Annotated in this window: 13 protein-coding genes and 1 tRNA gene; 13 read left to right on the top strand and 1 reads right to left on the bottom strand. The window is 71.0% G+C overall.

Annotated elements, in window-relative coordinates; all coding sequences use genetic code 11:
- Positions 1-71 precede the first annotated feature (71 nt).
- From U8331_RS09795 to U8331_RS09765, 7 genes are all read left to right on the top strand, one after another.
- Complete coding sequence (locus tag U8331_RS09795; RefSeq protein WP_481130857.1) at positions 72-1,181, top strand: acetylornithine deacetylase; 1,110 nt, start codon at positions 72-74, stop codon at positions 1,179-1,181.
- A 90-nt stretch (positions 1,182-1,271) separates the two neighbouring features.
- Positions 1,272-2,645 (top strand): acetylglutamate kinase, encoded by a 1,374-nt coding sequence (locus U8331_RS09790; RefSeq protein ID WP_481130856.1) that lies wholly within the window; start codon positions 1,272-1,274, stop codon positions 2,643-2,645.
- On the top strand, positions 2,642-3,253 hold the full coding sequence (locus U8331_RS09785; protein ID WP_481130855.1) for a GNAT family N-acetyltransferase: 612 nt from the start codon (positions 2,642-2,644) through the stop codon (positions 3,251-3,253). Before U8331_RS09790 ends, U8331_RS09785 begins: the two co-directional genes overlap by 4 nt.
- Positions 3,250-4,200, top strand: coding sequence for an N-acetyl-gamma-glutamyl-phosphate reductase (gene argC / locus U8331_RS09780; protein ID WP_481130854.1), 951 nt, complete (start codon positions 3,250-3,252; stop codon positions 4,198-4,200). The genes U8331_RS09785 and argC overlap by 4 nt, the downstream gene beginning before the upstream one ends.
- A gap of 132 nt (positions 4,201-4,332) precedes the next feature.
- A complete protein-coding gene (argH, locus tag U8331_RS09775) occupies positions 4,333-5,628 on the top strand; it encodes an argininosuccinate lyase (protein ID WP_481130853.1) in 1,296 nt (431 codons plus the stop codon).
- Between the two features lie 614 nt (positions 5,629-6,242).
- Positions 6,243-7,427, top strand: a complete 1,185-nt coding sequence (gene proB / locus U8331_RS09770) for a glutamate 5-kinase (RefSeq protein WP_481130852.1) — start codon at positions 6,243-6,245, stop codon at positions 7,425-7,427.
- Positions 7,427-8,719 carry a glutamate-5-semialdehyde dehydrogenase gene (locus U8331_RS09765; protein ID WP_481130851.1) on the top strand — a complete coding sequence of 431 codons (1,293 nt, stop codon included), beginning with the start codon at positions 7,427-7,429 and terminating at the stop codon, positions 8,717-8,719. Before proB ends, U8331_RS09765 begins: the two co-directional genes overlap by 1 nt.
- A 109-nt stretch (positions 8,720-8,828) precedes the next feature.
- On the opposite strand, the gene U8331_RS09760 is transcribed toward U8331_RS09765, so the two are convergent.
- A tRNA-Pro gene (locus tag U8331_RS09760) sits at positions 8,829-8,905 on the bottom strand.
- Positions 8,906-9,086: 181 nt separating this feature from the next.
- Between U8331_RS09760 and hisS the strand changes: the two genes are divergently transcribed.
- The 6 genes from hisS (at position 9,087) to hisC (ending at position 16,247) form a co-directional block, all read left to right on the top strand.
- Positions 9,087-10,463: a histidine--tRNA ligase gene (gene hisS, locus U8331_RS09755; RefSeq protein ID WP_481132947.1), complete on the top strand. Its 1,377-nt coding sequence runs from the start codon at positions 9,087-9,089 to the stop codon at positions 10,461-10,463.
- Positions 10,460-12,352 carry an HAL/PAL/TAL family ammonia-lyase gene (locus U8331_RS09750; RefSeq protein ID WP_481130850.1) on the top strand — a complete coding sequence of 631 codons (1,893 nt, stop codon included), beginning with the start codon at positions 10,460-10,462 and terminating at the stop codon, positions 12,350-12,352. The genes hisS and U8331_RS09750 overlap by 4 nt, the downstream gene beginning before the upstream one ends.
- Positions 12,353-12,619: 267 nt before the next feature.
- Entirely contained in the window at positions 12,620-12,925 is a 306-nt protein-coding gene (locus U8331_RS09745; RefSeq protein ID WP_481130849.1) for a YerC/YecD family TrpR-related protein, read from the top strand.
- A gap of 33 nt (positions 12,926-12,958) precedes the next feature.
- Complete coding sequence (gene hisG / locus U8331_RS09740; protein WP_481130848.1) at positions 12,959-13,867, top strand: ATP phosphoribosyltransferase; 909 nt, start codon at positions 12,959-12,961, stop codon at positions 13,865-13,867.
- On the top strand, positions 13,864-15,165 hold the full coding sequence (gene hisD, locus U8331_RS09735; RefSeq protein ID WP_481130847.1) for a histidinol dehydrogenase: 1,302 nt from the start codon (positions 13,864-13,866) through the stop codon (positions 15,163-15,165). Before hisG ends, hisD begins: the two co-directional genes overlap by 4 nt.
- A gap of 11 nt (positions 15,166-15,176) precedes the next feature.
- Entirely contained in the window at positions 15,177-16,247 is a 1,071-nt protein-coding gene (gene hisC / locus U8331_RS09730; protein WP_481132946.1) for a histidinol-phosphate transaminase, read from the top strand.
- Positions 16,248-16,250 lie beyond the last annotated feature (3 nt).

The raw sequence follows: 16,250 nt of genomic DNA, 5'->3' as shown, positions 1-16,250 counted from the left end.
CGCCTATCGATGTACAGGTCGCGACTCACGTCGCTCCTACACAAAGCACAAAGCAGAACCACAAAGATCCCATGCTCCCCGACATCCTCCGCCACCTCGAAGCCCTCGTCGCCTTCGACACCCGCAACCCGCCCCGCCGGATCGGCACCGGCGGCATGTTCGATTACCTGCTCGCGCAACTGCCGGGCTTCCGCGTCGACGTCACCGACCACGGCGAGGGCGCGGTGTCAATGCTGGCCGTCCGCGGCAACCCGCGCCGGCTGTTCAACGTGCACCTCGATACCGTGCCGTCGTCGCCGGCGTGGAGCGCCGACCCGCACGTGCTGCGCGTCACCGGCGACCACGCGATCGGGCTCGGCGCCTGCGACATCAAGAGCGCGGCGGCCGGGCTGCTGGCCGCGGCGGCGCGCACGTCGGGCGATGCCGCGTTCCTGTTCAGCACCGACGAGGAGGCCAACGACACGCGCTGCATCGCCGCGTTCCTGAAACAGAACGCACTGGGCCGCGACCACGGCTTCACCGAGGCCATCGTCGCCGAGCCGACCGCCTGCGAGGCGGTGCTCGCCCACCGCGGCATCAGCTCGGTGCTGATGCATTTCCGCGGCAGCGCCGGCCACGCGTCCAACGCCGAGGCCCAGCACGCCAGTGCGCTGCACCAGGCGATGCGCTGGGGCAGCCGCGCGCTCGACGTGGTCGAGGCGGAGTCGCACCAGCGCTTCGGCGGGCTGACCGGCCTGCGCTTCAACATCGGCAAGGTCGAGGGCGGGATCAAGGCGAACATGATCGCGCCGTCGGCCGAGCTGCGGTTCGGTTTCCGGCCGCTGCCGTCGATGTCGACCGACGCACTGCACGCGCGCTTCGGCACGCTGGTGGAAGCCGGCGCGGTGGCGCGCTACGAGGAGACCTTCCGCGGTCCGCCACTGCCCGCCGGCGACATCGCCGCCGCCGAGGATCGCCGGCTGCAGGCGCGCGACCTCGCCGAGGCGCTGGAGCTGCCGATCGGCAACGCGGTCGACTTCTGGACCGAGGCCTCGCTGTTCTCGGCCGCCGGCTTGACCGCGCTGGTCTACGGGCCGGGCGACATCGCCCAGGCGCATACCGCGGACGAGTGGGTGGCGCTGGAGCAGTTGCAGCGTTACGGCGAGTCCGTCACCCGGATCCTCGATGGCGCTTCGACGTAGGAGCGACGTGAGTCGCGACCCGCCGAACGCTGGAGACGATGTACAGGGCGCGACTCACGTCGCTCCTACAGGAAACCACCCACGAAGCCGATGACCATCCCCCCCACCATCCACGACCTCCAGACCCGCCAGACCATCGTCCGGCTGCTGTCCAGCATGGCCAGCGCGAAGGAGATCAGCCAGTACCTCAAGCGCTTCTCGCAGCTGGACGCCGCGCGCTTCGCCGTGGTCAAGGTCGGCGGCGCGGTGCTGCGCGACGACCTTGACGCGCTGACCTCGTCGCTGGCGTTCCTGCAGGACGTCGGCCTGACCCCGATCGTGATCCACGGCGCCGGCCCGCAGCTGGACGCGGAACTGTCCGCTGCCGGCATCGAGAAGCGCACCGTCGACGGCCTGCGGGTGACCTCGCCGGAGGCGCTGGCGGTGGTGCGCCGGGTGTTCCATGCGCAGAACCTGCGGCTGGTCGAGGCGCTGCAACGCAACGATGCCCGCGCCACCTCGATCGTCTCCGGCGTGTTCGAGGCCGACTACCTCGACCGTGACGGCCTCGGGCTGGTCGGACAGGTCACCCGGGTCGACCTCGCGCCGATCCAGGCCAGCCTGCAGGCCGGTTCGATCCCGGTGATCGCCAGCCTCGGCGAGACCGCCGGCGGGCAGATCCTCAACATCAACGCCGATTTCGCCGCCAACGAGCTGGTGCAGGTGCTGCAGCCCTACAAGATCGTGTTCCTGACCGGGACCGGCGGGCTGCTCGACGCGCAGGGCAGGGTGATCGACTCGATCAACCTGTCGACCGAGTACGAACACCTGCTGGCGCAGCCGTGGGTGCATGGCGGCATGCGGGTGAAGATCGAGCAGGTCAAGCAACTGCTCGACCGGCTGCCGCTGTCGTCGTCGGTGTCGATCACCCGGCCGGCCGAACTGGCCAAGGAGCTGTTCACCCACAAGGGCTCCGGCACGCTGGTCCGGCGCGGCGAGCGTGTGCTGCAGGCGGACCGCTGGGAGGCGCTGAACCTGCCGCGGCTGCGTGGGCTCGTCGAGTCGGCGTTCGGTCGCCGGCTGGCGCCGGACTACTTCGAACGCACCGCGCTGCACCGCGCCTACGTCAGCGAGAACTACCGCGCGGCGGTGATCCTGGTTGACGGGCACGAAGACGGTGATGGCGGGACCTACCTCGACAAGTTCGCCGTGCTCGACGAGGCGCAGGGCGAGGGCCTCGGCCGTGCGGTCTGGCAGGTCATGCGCGAGCAGAATCCGCGGGTGTTCTGGCGCTCGCGCCACGGCAACCCGGTCAATGCGTTCTACTACGCCGAGGCCGATGGCCACATCAAGCAGGAGCAATGGAACGTGTTCTGGTACGGGATGGAAGGATTCGATGCGATTGCCCGCTGCGTCGCGCATTGCCGCGAACGCGCACCGACCCTGCTCGGGCCGGTCGACGCCGACATGGAGGTGCAGCCATGAGCGGGGCATGGACCACGGTGCCGACGCTGGCCGGCCGCCACGTACGGCTGGAGCCGCTGCGTAGGGAGCACGTCGACAGCCTGCGCGCCGCGACCGACGAGGCGCTGGCCTCGGCCTGGTACACCAGCGTGCCGACGTCCGCCGACATGGACGCGTATGTCGAGGCCGCGCTGCGCAAGCAGGCCGGCGGCGGTTCGATGGCGTTCGCCGTACTCGATGCCGACGACGTGCCCTGCGGCAGCACGCGCTTCTACGACATGGACCCGTCGGTGCCACGGCTGCAGATCGGCTACACCTGGTACGCGCGCCGCGTACAGCGTACCGGGCTCAACACCGAGGCCAAGCGGCTGCTGCTCGGCCATGCCTTCGAGGCGCTTGGCTGCGCCGCGGTCGGCTTCCAGACCAGCTGGTTCAACCACGCCTCGCGCAACGCGATCGAGCGCCTCGGCGCGAAGCGGGATGGCGTGATCCGCAACCACCTGCGCCACGCCGACGGCAGCCTGCGCGACACCGTGACGTATTCGATCATTGACGGCGAATGGCCGGCGGTGCGGCGGCACCTGGAAGCGAAGCTTGCCCGCTACGACGCACCGGAGGCGGCATCATGAGTGGCGCCACAATTTCCCTCGGCATCGTCGGCGCGCGCGGCCATGTCGGCGCCGAGCTGATCCGGCTGGTCGCCGGCCACCCGCGGTTCGAGCTGGCGTTCGTGTCCTCGCGCGCGCTCGATGGCCAGCGCGTGGCCGACCACAACCCGGACTACCGCGGCGACCTGCGCTACAGCTCGCCGGACTACGACGAGCTGCCACGGCTAGGCGCCGACGCGGCGGTCCTGGCCCTGCCCAACGGCAAGGCCGCGCGCTGCGTGGAAGCGTTCGACCGGGCCGGCTCCGACGCGCTGCTGATCGACCTGTCGGCCGACTACCGCTTCGACCCCGGCTGGTACTACGGCCTACCTGAACTGACCCGTGGCGACCATGCCGGCCAGCGCCGGATCAGCAACCCGGGTTGTTACGCCACCGCGATGCAGCTGGTGATCGCGCCGATGCTCGACGTGCTGGACGGGCCGGTGCAGTGCTTCGGCGTGTCCGGCCATTCCGGTGCCGGCACCACGCCGTCCGACCGGAACGACCCCGACAGGCTGCGCGACAACCTGATGCCGTACGCGCTCACCGGCCACGTGCACGAGCGCGAGGTGTCGGCCCGGCTCGGCCACGCGGTCGAGTTCATGCCGCACGTGGCGCCGCACTTCAGGGGCATCACGGTGACCGCCAACCTGCACCTCGCGCGGCCGCTCGCGCTCGACGGGGTGCGGGCGCGCTACCGCGAGCGCTATGCCGGCGAGCCGCTGGTACGCGTGGTCGACGAGGCGCCGTGGGTCAGCGCGATCGCCGGGCGGCACCACGTCGAGATCGGCGGCTTCACCCTGTCGGGCGACGGCCGGCGGCTGGTCGTCGTCGCCACGGAGGACAACCTGCTGAAGGGCGCGGCGACGCAGGCGCTGCAGAACCTCAACCGGGCGTTTGGCTTCTCCGAGCTGACCGGGATCCGCTGAACTACATCGCGCTATTGGCTGCGCCGCCCCTCACCCGCCGATATCGCGCGTCGAACCTTGCACATCGCCCCGATTGCACCCTTTGCCCAACCATACCCATCACACAACCGGATCGCCCACGGAACTCACACCATGACCGACCTCCTCTGGCAGAAGCCTGGCGTCCGCATCGACGAGCGCATCCAGCAGTTCTGCGCTGGTGACGACGTCATCCTCGACCGCGAGTTCTTCGCGTTCGACATCCGCGCCAGCGCCGCGCACGCGGAAGGGCTGCAGCGCATCGGCCTCCTGTCCGCCGACGAGCTCGCCGCGATCCGGCGCGAGCTCGACACGCTGGCCAACGACTTCCAGGGCGGCGCCTTCGTTCTTGACGGCCGCTACGAGGACGGCCATTCGGCGATCGAGGCCCGGCTGGTCGAGCGACTCGGCGCCACCGGCCGGCGCATCCACGCGGGCCGCAGCCGCAATGACCAGGTGCTGGTCGCCACCCGGCTGTGGCTGAAGGACCGCCTCGCCACGCTGCAGTCGCTGTGCCGCGAAGTCGCAGGCGTCGCGCTGGACCGCGCGCAGGCCGAGCGTGACGTGCCGCTGCCCGGCTACACCCACCTGCAGCGTGCCGTGGTGTCGTCGCTGGGCATGTGGTGGGCGGCGTGGGCCGAGGGCTTCATCGACAACGCGGCGCGCGCGCGCGACACCCTGGCCTGGGTCGACGCCAACCCGCTCGGCAGCGCCGCTGGCTACGGCGTCAACCTGCCACTGGACCGCGACCACACCACGCAGGCGCTGGGTTTCGGCCGGATGCAGGTGGCTGCCACGTACGCGCAACTCTCGCGTGGCAAGTTCGAGCTGGCGGCGATCGAGGCACTGTCCAGCGCGGTGCTCGACCTGCGTCGGCTGGCGTGGGACCTTAGCCTGTTCACCAGCGCCGAGTTCGGCTTCGTCGCGCTGCCGCCGCAGTACACCACCGGCAGCTCGATCATGCCGAACAAGCGCAACCCGGATGTCATCGAACTGATGCGCGCCAGCTACGCCAGCGTCGCGGCGGGCAGGGCCGAGGTCGAGCAACTGCTGTCGCTGCCGTCCGGCTACCACCGCGACCTGCAGTTCTCCAAGGGCGCGATCTTCCACGCCTTCGGCCGCGGCCTCGGCGCGCTCGGCGTGCTGCCGGACCTGCTGCGCAACCTCGAATGGAAGCCCGACGCGATGCGCGCCGCGCTCGATCCGTCGATGTACGCGACCGACCTCGCGGTCGACCTCGCACGCGATGGCAAGCCGTTCCGCGATGCCTACCGCGAGGCGGCCGACCCGGCGCGGTGGGGCGAGGGTGAGCCTACGACGAGCCTGGCCGCGCGCGTGTCGCCGGGAGCGGCGGGTGATCTGCGGCTGGACGTGTTGCGCGAACGGCTTGCCGCCTTGACCGACCAATGATGTGCCTGGTTGTAGGAGCGACGTAAGTCGCGACCCACTGACAATTCGTCGGCGCCGCGATCCACGCAATGGCGCGGTCGCGCGATCGTGGGTGCGCGTTGATCTTTCGGCCTCGATTGCCAGTGGGTCGCGACTTACGTCGCTCCTACAGGAGCCTGGTGGCGGTGCGGATGTCGACAGCTGCACATCGTTTCAGGGGGCGTCCGTGCGACCGGTAATCACGGGCGATGGGTCTCATTCGGCTGCGGTGATCGCGCGGCTACACCGCCCCAAACCAACCCTCTCCTGAACCCGTCGCTGGCCCGGAAGCCTTGGAATTGCTAGACTTCCACGCTTTCGAGTACAGCTTCCGGCGTTGGTGCACGTAACGCCGTTGCCTCGCACGTACGTCTTCGGCTTCACTTGGAAGTCCGCCGGTCGCCACGCGACCTCCGACGTATACCGCCGCGAATCACCGCCGCCATCGCCGGTGCATCGCAACCTCCGGGGCACTCCATCCAGCATCGCCGGACACCTTGGCGCTTGGCGCCTACGTCCACGCCGGTCCGCTGTTCTCCTCCCTGTCGCCATGCCCGGCATGCGCGTCGCTGCACTACAGGAGGACCACCGCGCCGATGATCGCCACGTTCCCGGACAAGACTTTCCCCGAACAACCGTTGCCACGCTGGCAGCGCGCCGTGCTCAAGGTCGGCAGCAGCCTGCTGACCGACGGCAAGGGCGGGCTCGGCAAGCGCAATGCCGCCGCACTCGCCAATCTCATCGCGCGTTTCCGTGACCAGGGCCGCGAGGTGCTGCTGGTGTCGTCGGGTGCGGTCGCCGCCGGGCGCGGCCTGATGGCGAGCAACGGCGTCGGTCTCGCCCAGCGGCAGGCGCTCGCCGCGGTCGGTCAGACGCCGATGCTGGCGCTGTGGCAGGGGCTGGTGGAGCAACCGGTCGCGCAGGTGCTGCTCAGCCACGACGACCTGCGCAACCGCCGCCGCTACCTCAACGCCCGCGCGACGCTGCGCGAGCTGCTGCGGATCGGCGCGCTGCCGATCGTCAACGAGAACGACACCGTCGCCATCGACGAGCTCAAGCTCGGCGACAACGACAACCTCGCCGCGGTGGTCGCCACCCTGGTCGAGGCCGACGTGCTGCTGATCGCCACCGACACCGCCGGCCTGTACACCGGCCACCCGGTGCGCGACCCGGACGCGCGGCCGATGCCGCGGGTCGAGGAGATCACCCCCGAGGTGATGCTGATGGCGCAGGGTGGGGCGGGCTCGCTCGGCACCGGCGGCATGTACACCAAGCTGGAGGCGGCCACCAAGACCGCCGCCGCCGGCATCGACACCGCGCTGTTCTGCGGCCACGACGCCGACACCATCGCCGCTCTTGCCGAGGACCGCCTGCGCGGCACCTTCATTCCCGCGCACGGCGACCGGCTGGTCGCGCGCAAGCTGTGGCTGCGCCACACCCCGCCCAGCGGCGGTGCCATCCGCGTCGATGCGGGCGCCGCCAAGGCGCTGGCCGGGCAGGGCGCATCGCTGCTGCCGGGCGGCATCGTCGGGGTGGAGGGCGACTTCTGCCGCGACGCGATGGTCGACGTGCTGCCCGAGCGCGGGCACCGGCGCCTCGCCCGCGGGCTGGTCCAGTACGACTCGACCCATCTGGAGCGCATTGCCGGCTGCCACAGCCGCGAGATCGAATCGGTGCTCGGCTTCCACAACGGCGAATCGGTGATCCGTCGCGACGACCTCGTCCTGCTGACGCCCGCCGCTGCCGCCGCCACCCCCGAACTGTTCACGGAGACCCTTTGATGACCACCCGACACAGCGGCTACGTCCGCGATCTCGCCACCCGCGCGCGCGCCGCGTCCCTCGCCATCGCCGGCCTCGACGACACCGGCCGCGCCACGCTGCTGTCGGCGATGGCCGATGCGGTCGACGCCGGCCGCGCCGGCATCCTCGAAGCCAACGCCGCCGACATGGAGCGCGCCCACGCCAACGGCACCACCGGCGCCATGCTCGATCGGCTGAAGCTCGACGACGCCCGCATCGACGGCATCGTCGCCGCGATCCGCGAAGTCGCCGCGCTCCCCGACCCGGTCGGCCAGGTCACCCGCCGCGAGACCCGCCCGAACGGGCTGGTGGTGGAGAAGGTGCGCATTCCGCTCGGGCTGGTGGCGATGATCTACGAGGCCCGCCCGAACGTGACCGCCGATGCCGCCGCGCTGTGCCTGCGCGCCGGCAACGCGGTGCTGCTGCGGGGTGGCTCGGAGGCGCGCGAGAGCAACATCGCGATCGCCCGCTGCCTGCACCGTGCACTCGCCGACCACGGCCTGCCGGCCGAGGCGGTGGCGCTGGTGGAGGACACCGCGCGCGAGCACGTACTGGAATTGCTGCAGCTGACCGACCTGGTCGACCTCGCGATCCCGCGCGGCGGCGAGCGGCTGATCCGCTTCGTCGCCGAGAACGCCCGGGTGTCGGTGATCAAGCACTACAAGGGTGTGTGCCACCTCTACGTCGACCGCGCGGCCGGCCCCGCGCTGGCGCTGAAGCTGGCGATCGACGGCAAGCTGTCGCGCCCGGGCGTGTGCAACTCGCTCGAGACGATGCTCGTGCACGCCGACATCGCCGAAGAATGGCTGCCGGACGCGCTGGCCGAAATGCAGGCGCGTGGCGCGGAGATCCGTGGTTGCGAGCGCACCCGCGCGCTGTTCCCCGGCGCCAGCGCCGCGACCGAGGACGACTACGCGGCCGAGTTCCTGTCGCCGGTCCTCGCCGTGCGCGTGGTCGATTCGATCGACGACGCGATCGCCCACATCCACCGCCACACCTCCGACCACACCGAGGTGATCTGCAGCACCGACCAGACGGCGATCGACCGCTTCATCCGCGCGATCCGCAGCTCGGCGGTGGTGGTCAACGCCTCCTCGCGCTTCAACGACGGCGGCGAGCTGGGGCTCGGCGCGGAGATCGGCATCTCGACCACCCGCCTGCACGCCTACGGCCCGATGGGGCTGGAGTCGCTGACGATCGAGCGCTACGTCGTGCGCGGCGAGGGGCAGACCCGGCACGCCGATGTGCCGAAGGTCGCCGAGGCGGCCTGAATGCGGCGAGGCCCGCGGCCGAGGCTGCGGGCCCCGGACGGGCGACCCGTCGACCAGACACGAAAAAGCCGGCGCGAGGCCGGCTTTTTTGCGTTCTGCTTCAACTGATTGGTCGGGGAGACAGGATTTGAACCTGCGACTTCTACGTCCCGAACGTAGCGCTCTACCAGGCTGAGCTACACCCCGACTGCAGAGCCGCGCATTTTAGGGGGTGCCGGGGCATCCGGCAAGGGGGCGCATCGCGGGCGGGGCGGGGCCCATGGCGGACCGCTAAACTGTCGCGATCCCTTTGCGCCCCGCCTGGAGCCCTGCCTTGAGCAACGCCCCGACCCCGTCGCCGATCAAGCCGCGCACGCCGCCCGGTGTAATGGAGCTGCTCCCACGCGACCAGATCGCCTTCCAGCGCATGCTCGACACCATCCGCCGCAACTACGAGCGGTTCGGCTTCCTGCCGGTGGAAACGCCGGTGATGGAGCTGTCGGAGGTGCTGCTGACCAAGTCCGGCGGCGAGACCGAGCGGCAGGTCTACTTCGTACAGTCGACCGGCGCGCTGGACAAGGCCGCGCAGGGGCAGGGCGGCGAACTGCCCGAGCGTGCCCTTCCAGAGCTGGCGCTGCGCTTCGACCTGACGGTGCCGCTGGCACGCTACGTCGCCGAACACGAGCACGACCTCGCCTTCCCGTTCCGCCGCTACCAGATGCAGCGCGTCTACCGCGGCGAGCGTGCCCAGCGCGGCCGCTTCCGCGAGTTCTACCAGTGCGACATCGACGTGGTCGGCAAGGATGCGCTGAGCACGCGGTTCGACGCCGAGATCCCGGCGGTCATCCACGCGGTGTTCTCCGAGCTGGCGATCGGCAAGTTCACCATCCAGCTCAACAACCGCAAACTGATGCGCGGCTTCTTCGAGGCGCAGGGCGTGGCCGAGCCGGACCTGCAGGCGCGGGTGCTGCGGGAGGTCGACAAGCTCGACAAGCGCGGCGCCGACTACGTCCGAGAGACGCTGACCGGCGAAGGCTTTGGCCTGGCCGCGGACGCGGTCGCGCGGATCCTCGAATTCGTCGAGGTGCGCTCGACCTCGCATGCCGACGCGCTGGCCTGCCTCGACGTGCTCGGCGATGGCAACGACGCGCTGCGCGAGGGCGTGGCCGAACTGCGCGAGGTACTGGAGCTGGTCCGCGCGCTGGGCGTGCCCGAGGCCGACTACGCGCTCAACTTCTCGATCGCGCGCGGGCTCGACTACTACACCGACACCGTCTACGAGACCACGCTGGACGACTATCCGCAGATCGGTTCGATCTGCTCCGGCGGCCGTTACGAGAACCTCGCCAGCCATTACACGAAGTCGAAGCTGCCCGGCGTCGGCATCTCGATCGGCCTGACCCGGCTGTTCTGGCAACTGCGCGAGGCCGGCCTGCTCGACACCGCCGACAGCACGGTGCAGGTGCTGGTCACCCAGATGGATGCCGAAGTGCTGCCGCATTGCCTGTCGCTGGCGCATGAGTTGCGCCAGGGAGGGCTCAACACCGAGGTGGTGATGGAGCCGTCCAAGCTGGCGAAGCAGTTCAAGTACGCCGACCGCGCCGGCATCCGGTTTGTCGCGGTGCTGGGCGAGGAGGAGATCGCCAAGGGCACGGTGACGGTGAAGGACCTGCGCCGCGCCGACCAGTTCGAAGTGCCCCGCGCCGAGCTGGCGCAGGCGCTGAAGGTCGAGCTGGCGCAACCGCGGATGGAGGGCCGGGCATGAAGCCGGTACGTCTGGATGGCCGTTCGCTGACCCGGGCCGGGCTGGTCGCCGTCGCGCACGGGGCACAGGTGGAGCTGGCCGAGGAGCAGTTGCCGGCGGTCGCCCGCGCGGCGGGGTTCCTTGCCGAACAGGTCCGGCGCGAGGAACCCATCTACGGCGTCTCGACCGGTTTCGGCAGCAACGCCGACCGCCTGCTCGGCAGCCATCGGCTGCGCAGCGGCGCCGGCGAGGACGCGGTCAACCCGCACGAGTCGCTGCACGAGGAGTTGCAGCGCAACCTGATCGTCACCCATGCGGTCTGCGTCGGCGAGCCGTTCGCACCGGAGGTGGTCCGGGCGATGCTGTGCATCCGCATCAACACGCTGATGCGCGGCCATTCCGGGATCCGGGTCGAGACCCTGCAGGCGCTGGCGGCGATGCTCAACGCCGGGATCGTGCCGGTGGTGCCGCAGCTGGGTTCGGTCGGCGCGTCGGGCGACCTCGCGCCGCTGTCGCACCTGGCGATCGTGCTGCTCGGCGGCGGCGAGGCGTTCTACCGGGGCGAGCGCCTGTCCGGCGCCGAAGCGCTGTCGCGTGCGGGCCTGCAGCCGGTGACGCTGTCGTACAAGGAGGGCCTGGCGCTCAACAACGGCACCGCGCAGATGCTGGCCTGCGGCGTGCTGGCGCTGTCGAAGCTGGAGGACCTGCTCGACACCGCCGACCTTGCCGCGGCGATGACGATCGATGCGTTCGCCGGTCGCCTCGGTGCGTTCGCCGAGGAGGTGCACGCGCTGCGTCCGCACCCGGGGCAGGTCGAGGTCGCCGCGCACCTGCGGCGGCTGCTGGACGGCTCGACCCTTGCCGACATCCCGTACCACCTGGTGCCGAGGTTCCGGCCGTGGACGCCGGAGGCATGGGATGCCGCGGAGGCGCAGTCGCTGCGCTTCGACATCGGGTGGGACTGGGTGCCGTTCACCCAGCGCCACGGCCGCGAGAAGTTCTACACCCGGTTCCGGCCGTTCCGCGGCGGCAAGAAGCACCAGCCGCAGGACAGCTATTCGTTGCGCTGCATCCCGCAGGTGCACGGCGCGGTACGCGACGCGGTGGCGCAGGCCGCGCGCGTGCTGGAGGTCGAACTCAACGCGCTGACCGACAACCCGATCGTGTTCCCCGACGCCGACAGGGAGCACGTCGAGGAGCAGGTGATCTCCGCCGGCCACTTCCACGGCATGCCGCTGGCGCTGGCGATGAGCTACGTCAAGGCGGCGATCCCGGTGCTGGCCAGCATCTCCGAGCGCCGCCTCAACAAGCTGGTGGACCCGGCCACCAACGACGGCCTGCCGGGTTTCCTGATCGGCAACGAGGACGCGACCGAGTCGGGCTTCATGATCGTGCAGTACACCGCCGCGGCGATCGTCAACGACCTCGCAAGCCGCGCGCACCCGGCGTCGGTCTATTCGATCCCGACCAGCGCCAACGCCGAGGACCACGTCTCGATGGGCGCCAACGAGGCGCGCCACGTGCTGGCGATGGCCGACGACCTCGGCAAGGTGCTCGGCCTGGAGCTGTACACCGCCGCGCAGGCGCTGGACCTCCGGCGCGACATGATCAACGCCGCCCGCGGTTTGGCCGCCCGGGGCGACGCCGCCGCACTGGCGGACAAGGTGTCCGGCGCGCCGCGCCAGGACCACCGCGACCACGCCGGATTCATCGCCGATGTCGAGGCGCTGCGGACCGAGTTGGCCGATGCGGACGAGTTCCATCCCGGCCGCGCGGTGGCCGCCGCGCACGCGGCGATCCGGCAGCGCATCCCGTTCCTGCAGCGCGACCGTGCGCTGGATGGCGAGGTCGCCGCGGCCGTCCAGCTCGTGGTCGATGGCGTGGTGCTTGCAGCGGCGCGTTCGGCCTGAGCCCACACCGCCTGGGCCACGGCCTGATGCCGTGGCCTGCACCCGGTAGCCCACGCAGGATCCGGTAGCCCGCGCACGACCGCGGCGCCGCCGCGGCAGGCGGCGATCACCGCACCGCTAAACCCACTCTCCGGATCACCTTTGTCCGGGCGGGGACTCCGTCGAGGAAGCCCCGGCCCGTGGCGTCTGCTCCCACAGGAAAGCAGCGGTTGACCTCGTCCAACGCTTGCCCTAATGTGTTAACGCGTTAATACATTGGAGTGACGGATGAAGCGTCGTGCTGACGGAGCGGTGGAGGTACAGGAAGACGTGCTCGACACGCTCGCCTCGGTGATCGACCGCCTGCGCGGGGCGGCCGAGGTGCGGGCGTTTCTCGAAGACCTCTGCACGCCGGCCGAACTCGAGGCGATGACCGATCGCTGGCGGGTCGTGCCGCTGGTGGCGCAGGGCATCCCCTATCGCGAGATCCACGACCGCACCCAGGTCAGCGTGACCACGATCGGTCGCGTCGCACGGACGCTCGAACGCGGCGCGGGCGGTTACGGCCAGGCGCTCAAGCGAAGCCGTATCTGACGCCCCCGACATTCCGGACTCCAGGAACACCCCATGACCCCTTCGACCCCGGTGCGCGACAGGCTGCGCATCGCAATCCAGAAATCCGGCCGTCTGGCCGAGCCCGCCCGCGCCCTGCTGGCCTCGTGCGGCCTGAGCTGGCGCGAGAGCCGGGACCGCCTGTTCTGCTACGGCGAATCGCTTCCCGTCGATCTGCTGCTGGTGCGCGACGACGATATTCCCGGCCTGATCGCCGACGGCGTCTGCGACCTCGGCGTGGTCGGCCGCAACGTGCTGGCCGAGCAGGACGCCGTGCGCGTCGCCGACGGGCGCGGACGGGCGTTCCGCGAGTGGCGTGCGCTCGGTTTCGGCGCGTGCCGCCTGGCCCTGGCCGTGCCGGAGGGCTCGGGATGGCAGGGGCCGGCGCAGCTGTCGGGCAAGCGGATCGCGACCAGCTATCCGGCGCTGCTGTCGCGCTGGTTGGCCGGCGAGGGCGTCGACGCCGAGGTCGTGTTGCTGTCCGGGTCGGTGGAGATCGCGCCGCGGCTCGGGCAGGCCGATGCCGTCTGCGACCTCGTGTCCAGTGGCGCGACGCTGGCGGCCAACCAGCTCAAGCCGGTCGCGACGCTGTGCGAGAGCGAAGCGGTGCTCGCCGGGCCGGTCGCCGAGCTCGACGCGGTCCGTGGCGAGCTCGCGGCGCTGCTGCTGCGCCGGCTCGACGGTGCGCTGCGGATCCGCCACAGCAAGCTGCTGCTGTTCCAGGCGCCGCGCGATGTGCTGCCCAGGCTGTTGCCGTTGCTGCCGGACGCCGAGGCGCCGACGGTGATGCGCGTCGATGGCGCGGAGGACCTCGCGTTGCAGGCGTTGTGCCACGGCGCGGTGACCTGGCAGCGGCTCGAGGAGCTCAAGCGCGCCGGCGCGCGCGGCCTGATGGTGCTGCCGGTCGAGGGCATGCTCGCATGAGCCGCATCGTGCAGTGGAGCGACCTCGACGAGGCGGCGCGTACCGCGATGCTGCGGCGTCCGGCCCAGCAGGTCGGCGCGGAAACGGCGGCCACCGTCGCGGCATTGCTGGCCGAGGTCCGCAACGGGGGTGACGAGGCGCTGCGCCGGTTGAGCGCGCGGTTCGACGGGATCGCACCCGACGGTTTCGAGGTGACCGGGGCCGAATTCGCGGCGGCGGCCGATGCACTCGCGTCGGGGCTGCGCGACGCGATCATCGAAGCCGCCGCCCGCATCGAACACTTCCACCGCACCGGCATGGGCACGGCGCCGGCGGTGGAAACCGCACCCGGGGTCATGTGCGAACGCATGCAGCGGCCGATCGGCCGGGTCGGGCTGTACGTCCCGGCGGGGTCGGCCCCGCTGCCGTCGACCGCGCTGATGCTGGCGGTGCCCGCGCGGCTGGCCGGCTGCGAAGACGTGGTCCTGTGCACGCCGCCCAGGCGCGACGGTTCGGCCGACCCGGCGGTGCTGTTCGCCGCCGCGCATTGCGGCGTGCGGCGGGTCTTCAAGCTCGGTGGCGCCCAGGCGGTCGCGGCGATGGCGTTCGGCAGCGCGAGCGTGCCGGCGTGCGACAAGCTGTTCGGCCCCGGCAACGCGTGGGTCACCGAGGCCAAGCGGCAGGTCGCGATGCTGGAGGGTGGCGCCGCCATCGACATGCCGGCCGGGCCGTCGGAAGTGCTGGTGATCGCCGACGCCGGCGCCAATCCGGTGTTCGTGGCGGCGGACCTATTGTCGCAGGCCGAGCACGGCCCGGACTCGCAGGTGATCCTGCTCAGCGACGACGACGGCGTGCTCGCGCGGGTCGAGGCCGAGATCGAACGGCAACTGCCGGATCTGCCGCGGGCGTCGATCGCGCGGCAGGCGCTGGCCGCGTCGCGGCTGGTCCGGGTCGCTTCGACCACTCAGGCATTCGGGATCAGCAACCGGTACGCACCCGAGCACCTCATCCTGGCGTTGCGCGAACCGCGTCGCTGGCTGCCGTACGTCCGTGCCGCGGGCTCGGTGTTCCTGGGCGACTGGGCGCCGGAAGCGCTCGGTGATTACTGCAGCGGCACCAACCACGTGTTGCCCACCGGCGGTGCCGCGCGCTGGTGCAGCGGCCTCTCGGTGGCCAGCTTCCAGACCGCGATCACCGTGCAGGAAGTGGCGCCGGAGGGCCTGCGGGCGATCGGCCCGTGCGCGATGGAACTGGCCGCCGCCGAGGGACTGGACGCGCACCGCCGGGCGGTGTCGCGCCGGCTGGAGGCGTTGGCGTGAGCCGGTCTCCGATGAACCTCGTGCGCGAGGACCTGCGTGGCTTCGCCGGTTACCGCTCCGCCCGCAGCCACCCGGTCGAGGGTGAAACCTGGCTCAACGCGAACGAGTCGCCCTGGCCGAATCCCGCCGCCGGTGCCGAGCGTCTTCGCCGCTATCCGGAGCCACAGCCCGCGGCGCTGCGGGCCGCGATGGCGTCGCGCTACGGATGCTTGCCGGAGCAGGTGCTGGCCGGCCGCGGCAGTGACGAGGGCATCGATCTGCTGATCCGGGCGCTGTGTCGCCCGGGTGCCGACGCCATCGTGGTGACGCCACCCACCTTCGGCATGTACGAAGTCTGTGCCCGCCTGCACGGCACGCGCGTGCTCACGGTGCCGCTGGAAGACGGCGATGCCGGCTTCCGGTGTGATTTCGACGCGGTTGCCGAAGCCACGCTGGCCGGCGGCGCGAAGCTGGTCTTCCTGTGCTCGCCCGGCAACCCCGGTGGCAACCTGCTGCCGCTGGCCGACATCGAGGCGCTTGCACGAAAGCTGGACGACCGCGCACTGGTGGTGGTGGACGAGGCCTATGGCGAGTTCGCGCAGGCGCCATCGGCGGTGTGGCTGATCGCCCGCCAGCGCAACATCGCGGTGTTGCGCACGCTGTCGAAGGTCCACGCGCTGGCCGCCGCGCGGGTCGGCTGCGTGGTGGCCGATGCCGACCTGGTCGCCCTGCTGCAACGCTGCCAGGCGCCGTATCCGCTGCCGGCGCCCTGCAGCGAACCGGCCCGCGACGCGCTGGGCGACGTGGCGTGGGCGGTCACCCGGACGCGCATCGACACCGTCGTCGGCGAACGCGAGCGGCTGGCGTCGGCGCTGCGGCGGCTTGCGTCGGTCGAGCGGGTGTATCCGTCCTCGGCGAACTTCCTGCTGGTGCGGTTCGCCGACGCGCAGGCGGCGCTGGACCGGTTACTGCAGAGCGGCATCGTGGTGCGTGACATGCGGGCCAGCGCCGGGCTGGCGGACGCGTTGAGGATCACCGTCGGCACGCCCTCGCAGAACGATCGCATCATCGAGGCGATCGCCGCCGTGCAGGTGGCCGCATGAGCG

This window comes from Lysobacter sp. CC-YZS074 (assembly GCF_056739745.1).
The sequence above is the reverse complement of the archived record's forward strand: the minus strand, read 5'-3'. Positions and strand labels throughout refer to the sequence as shown.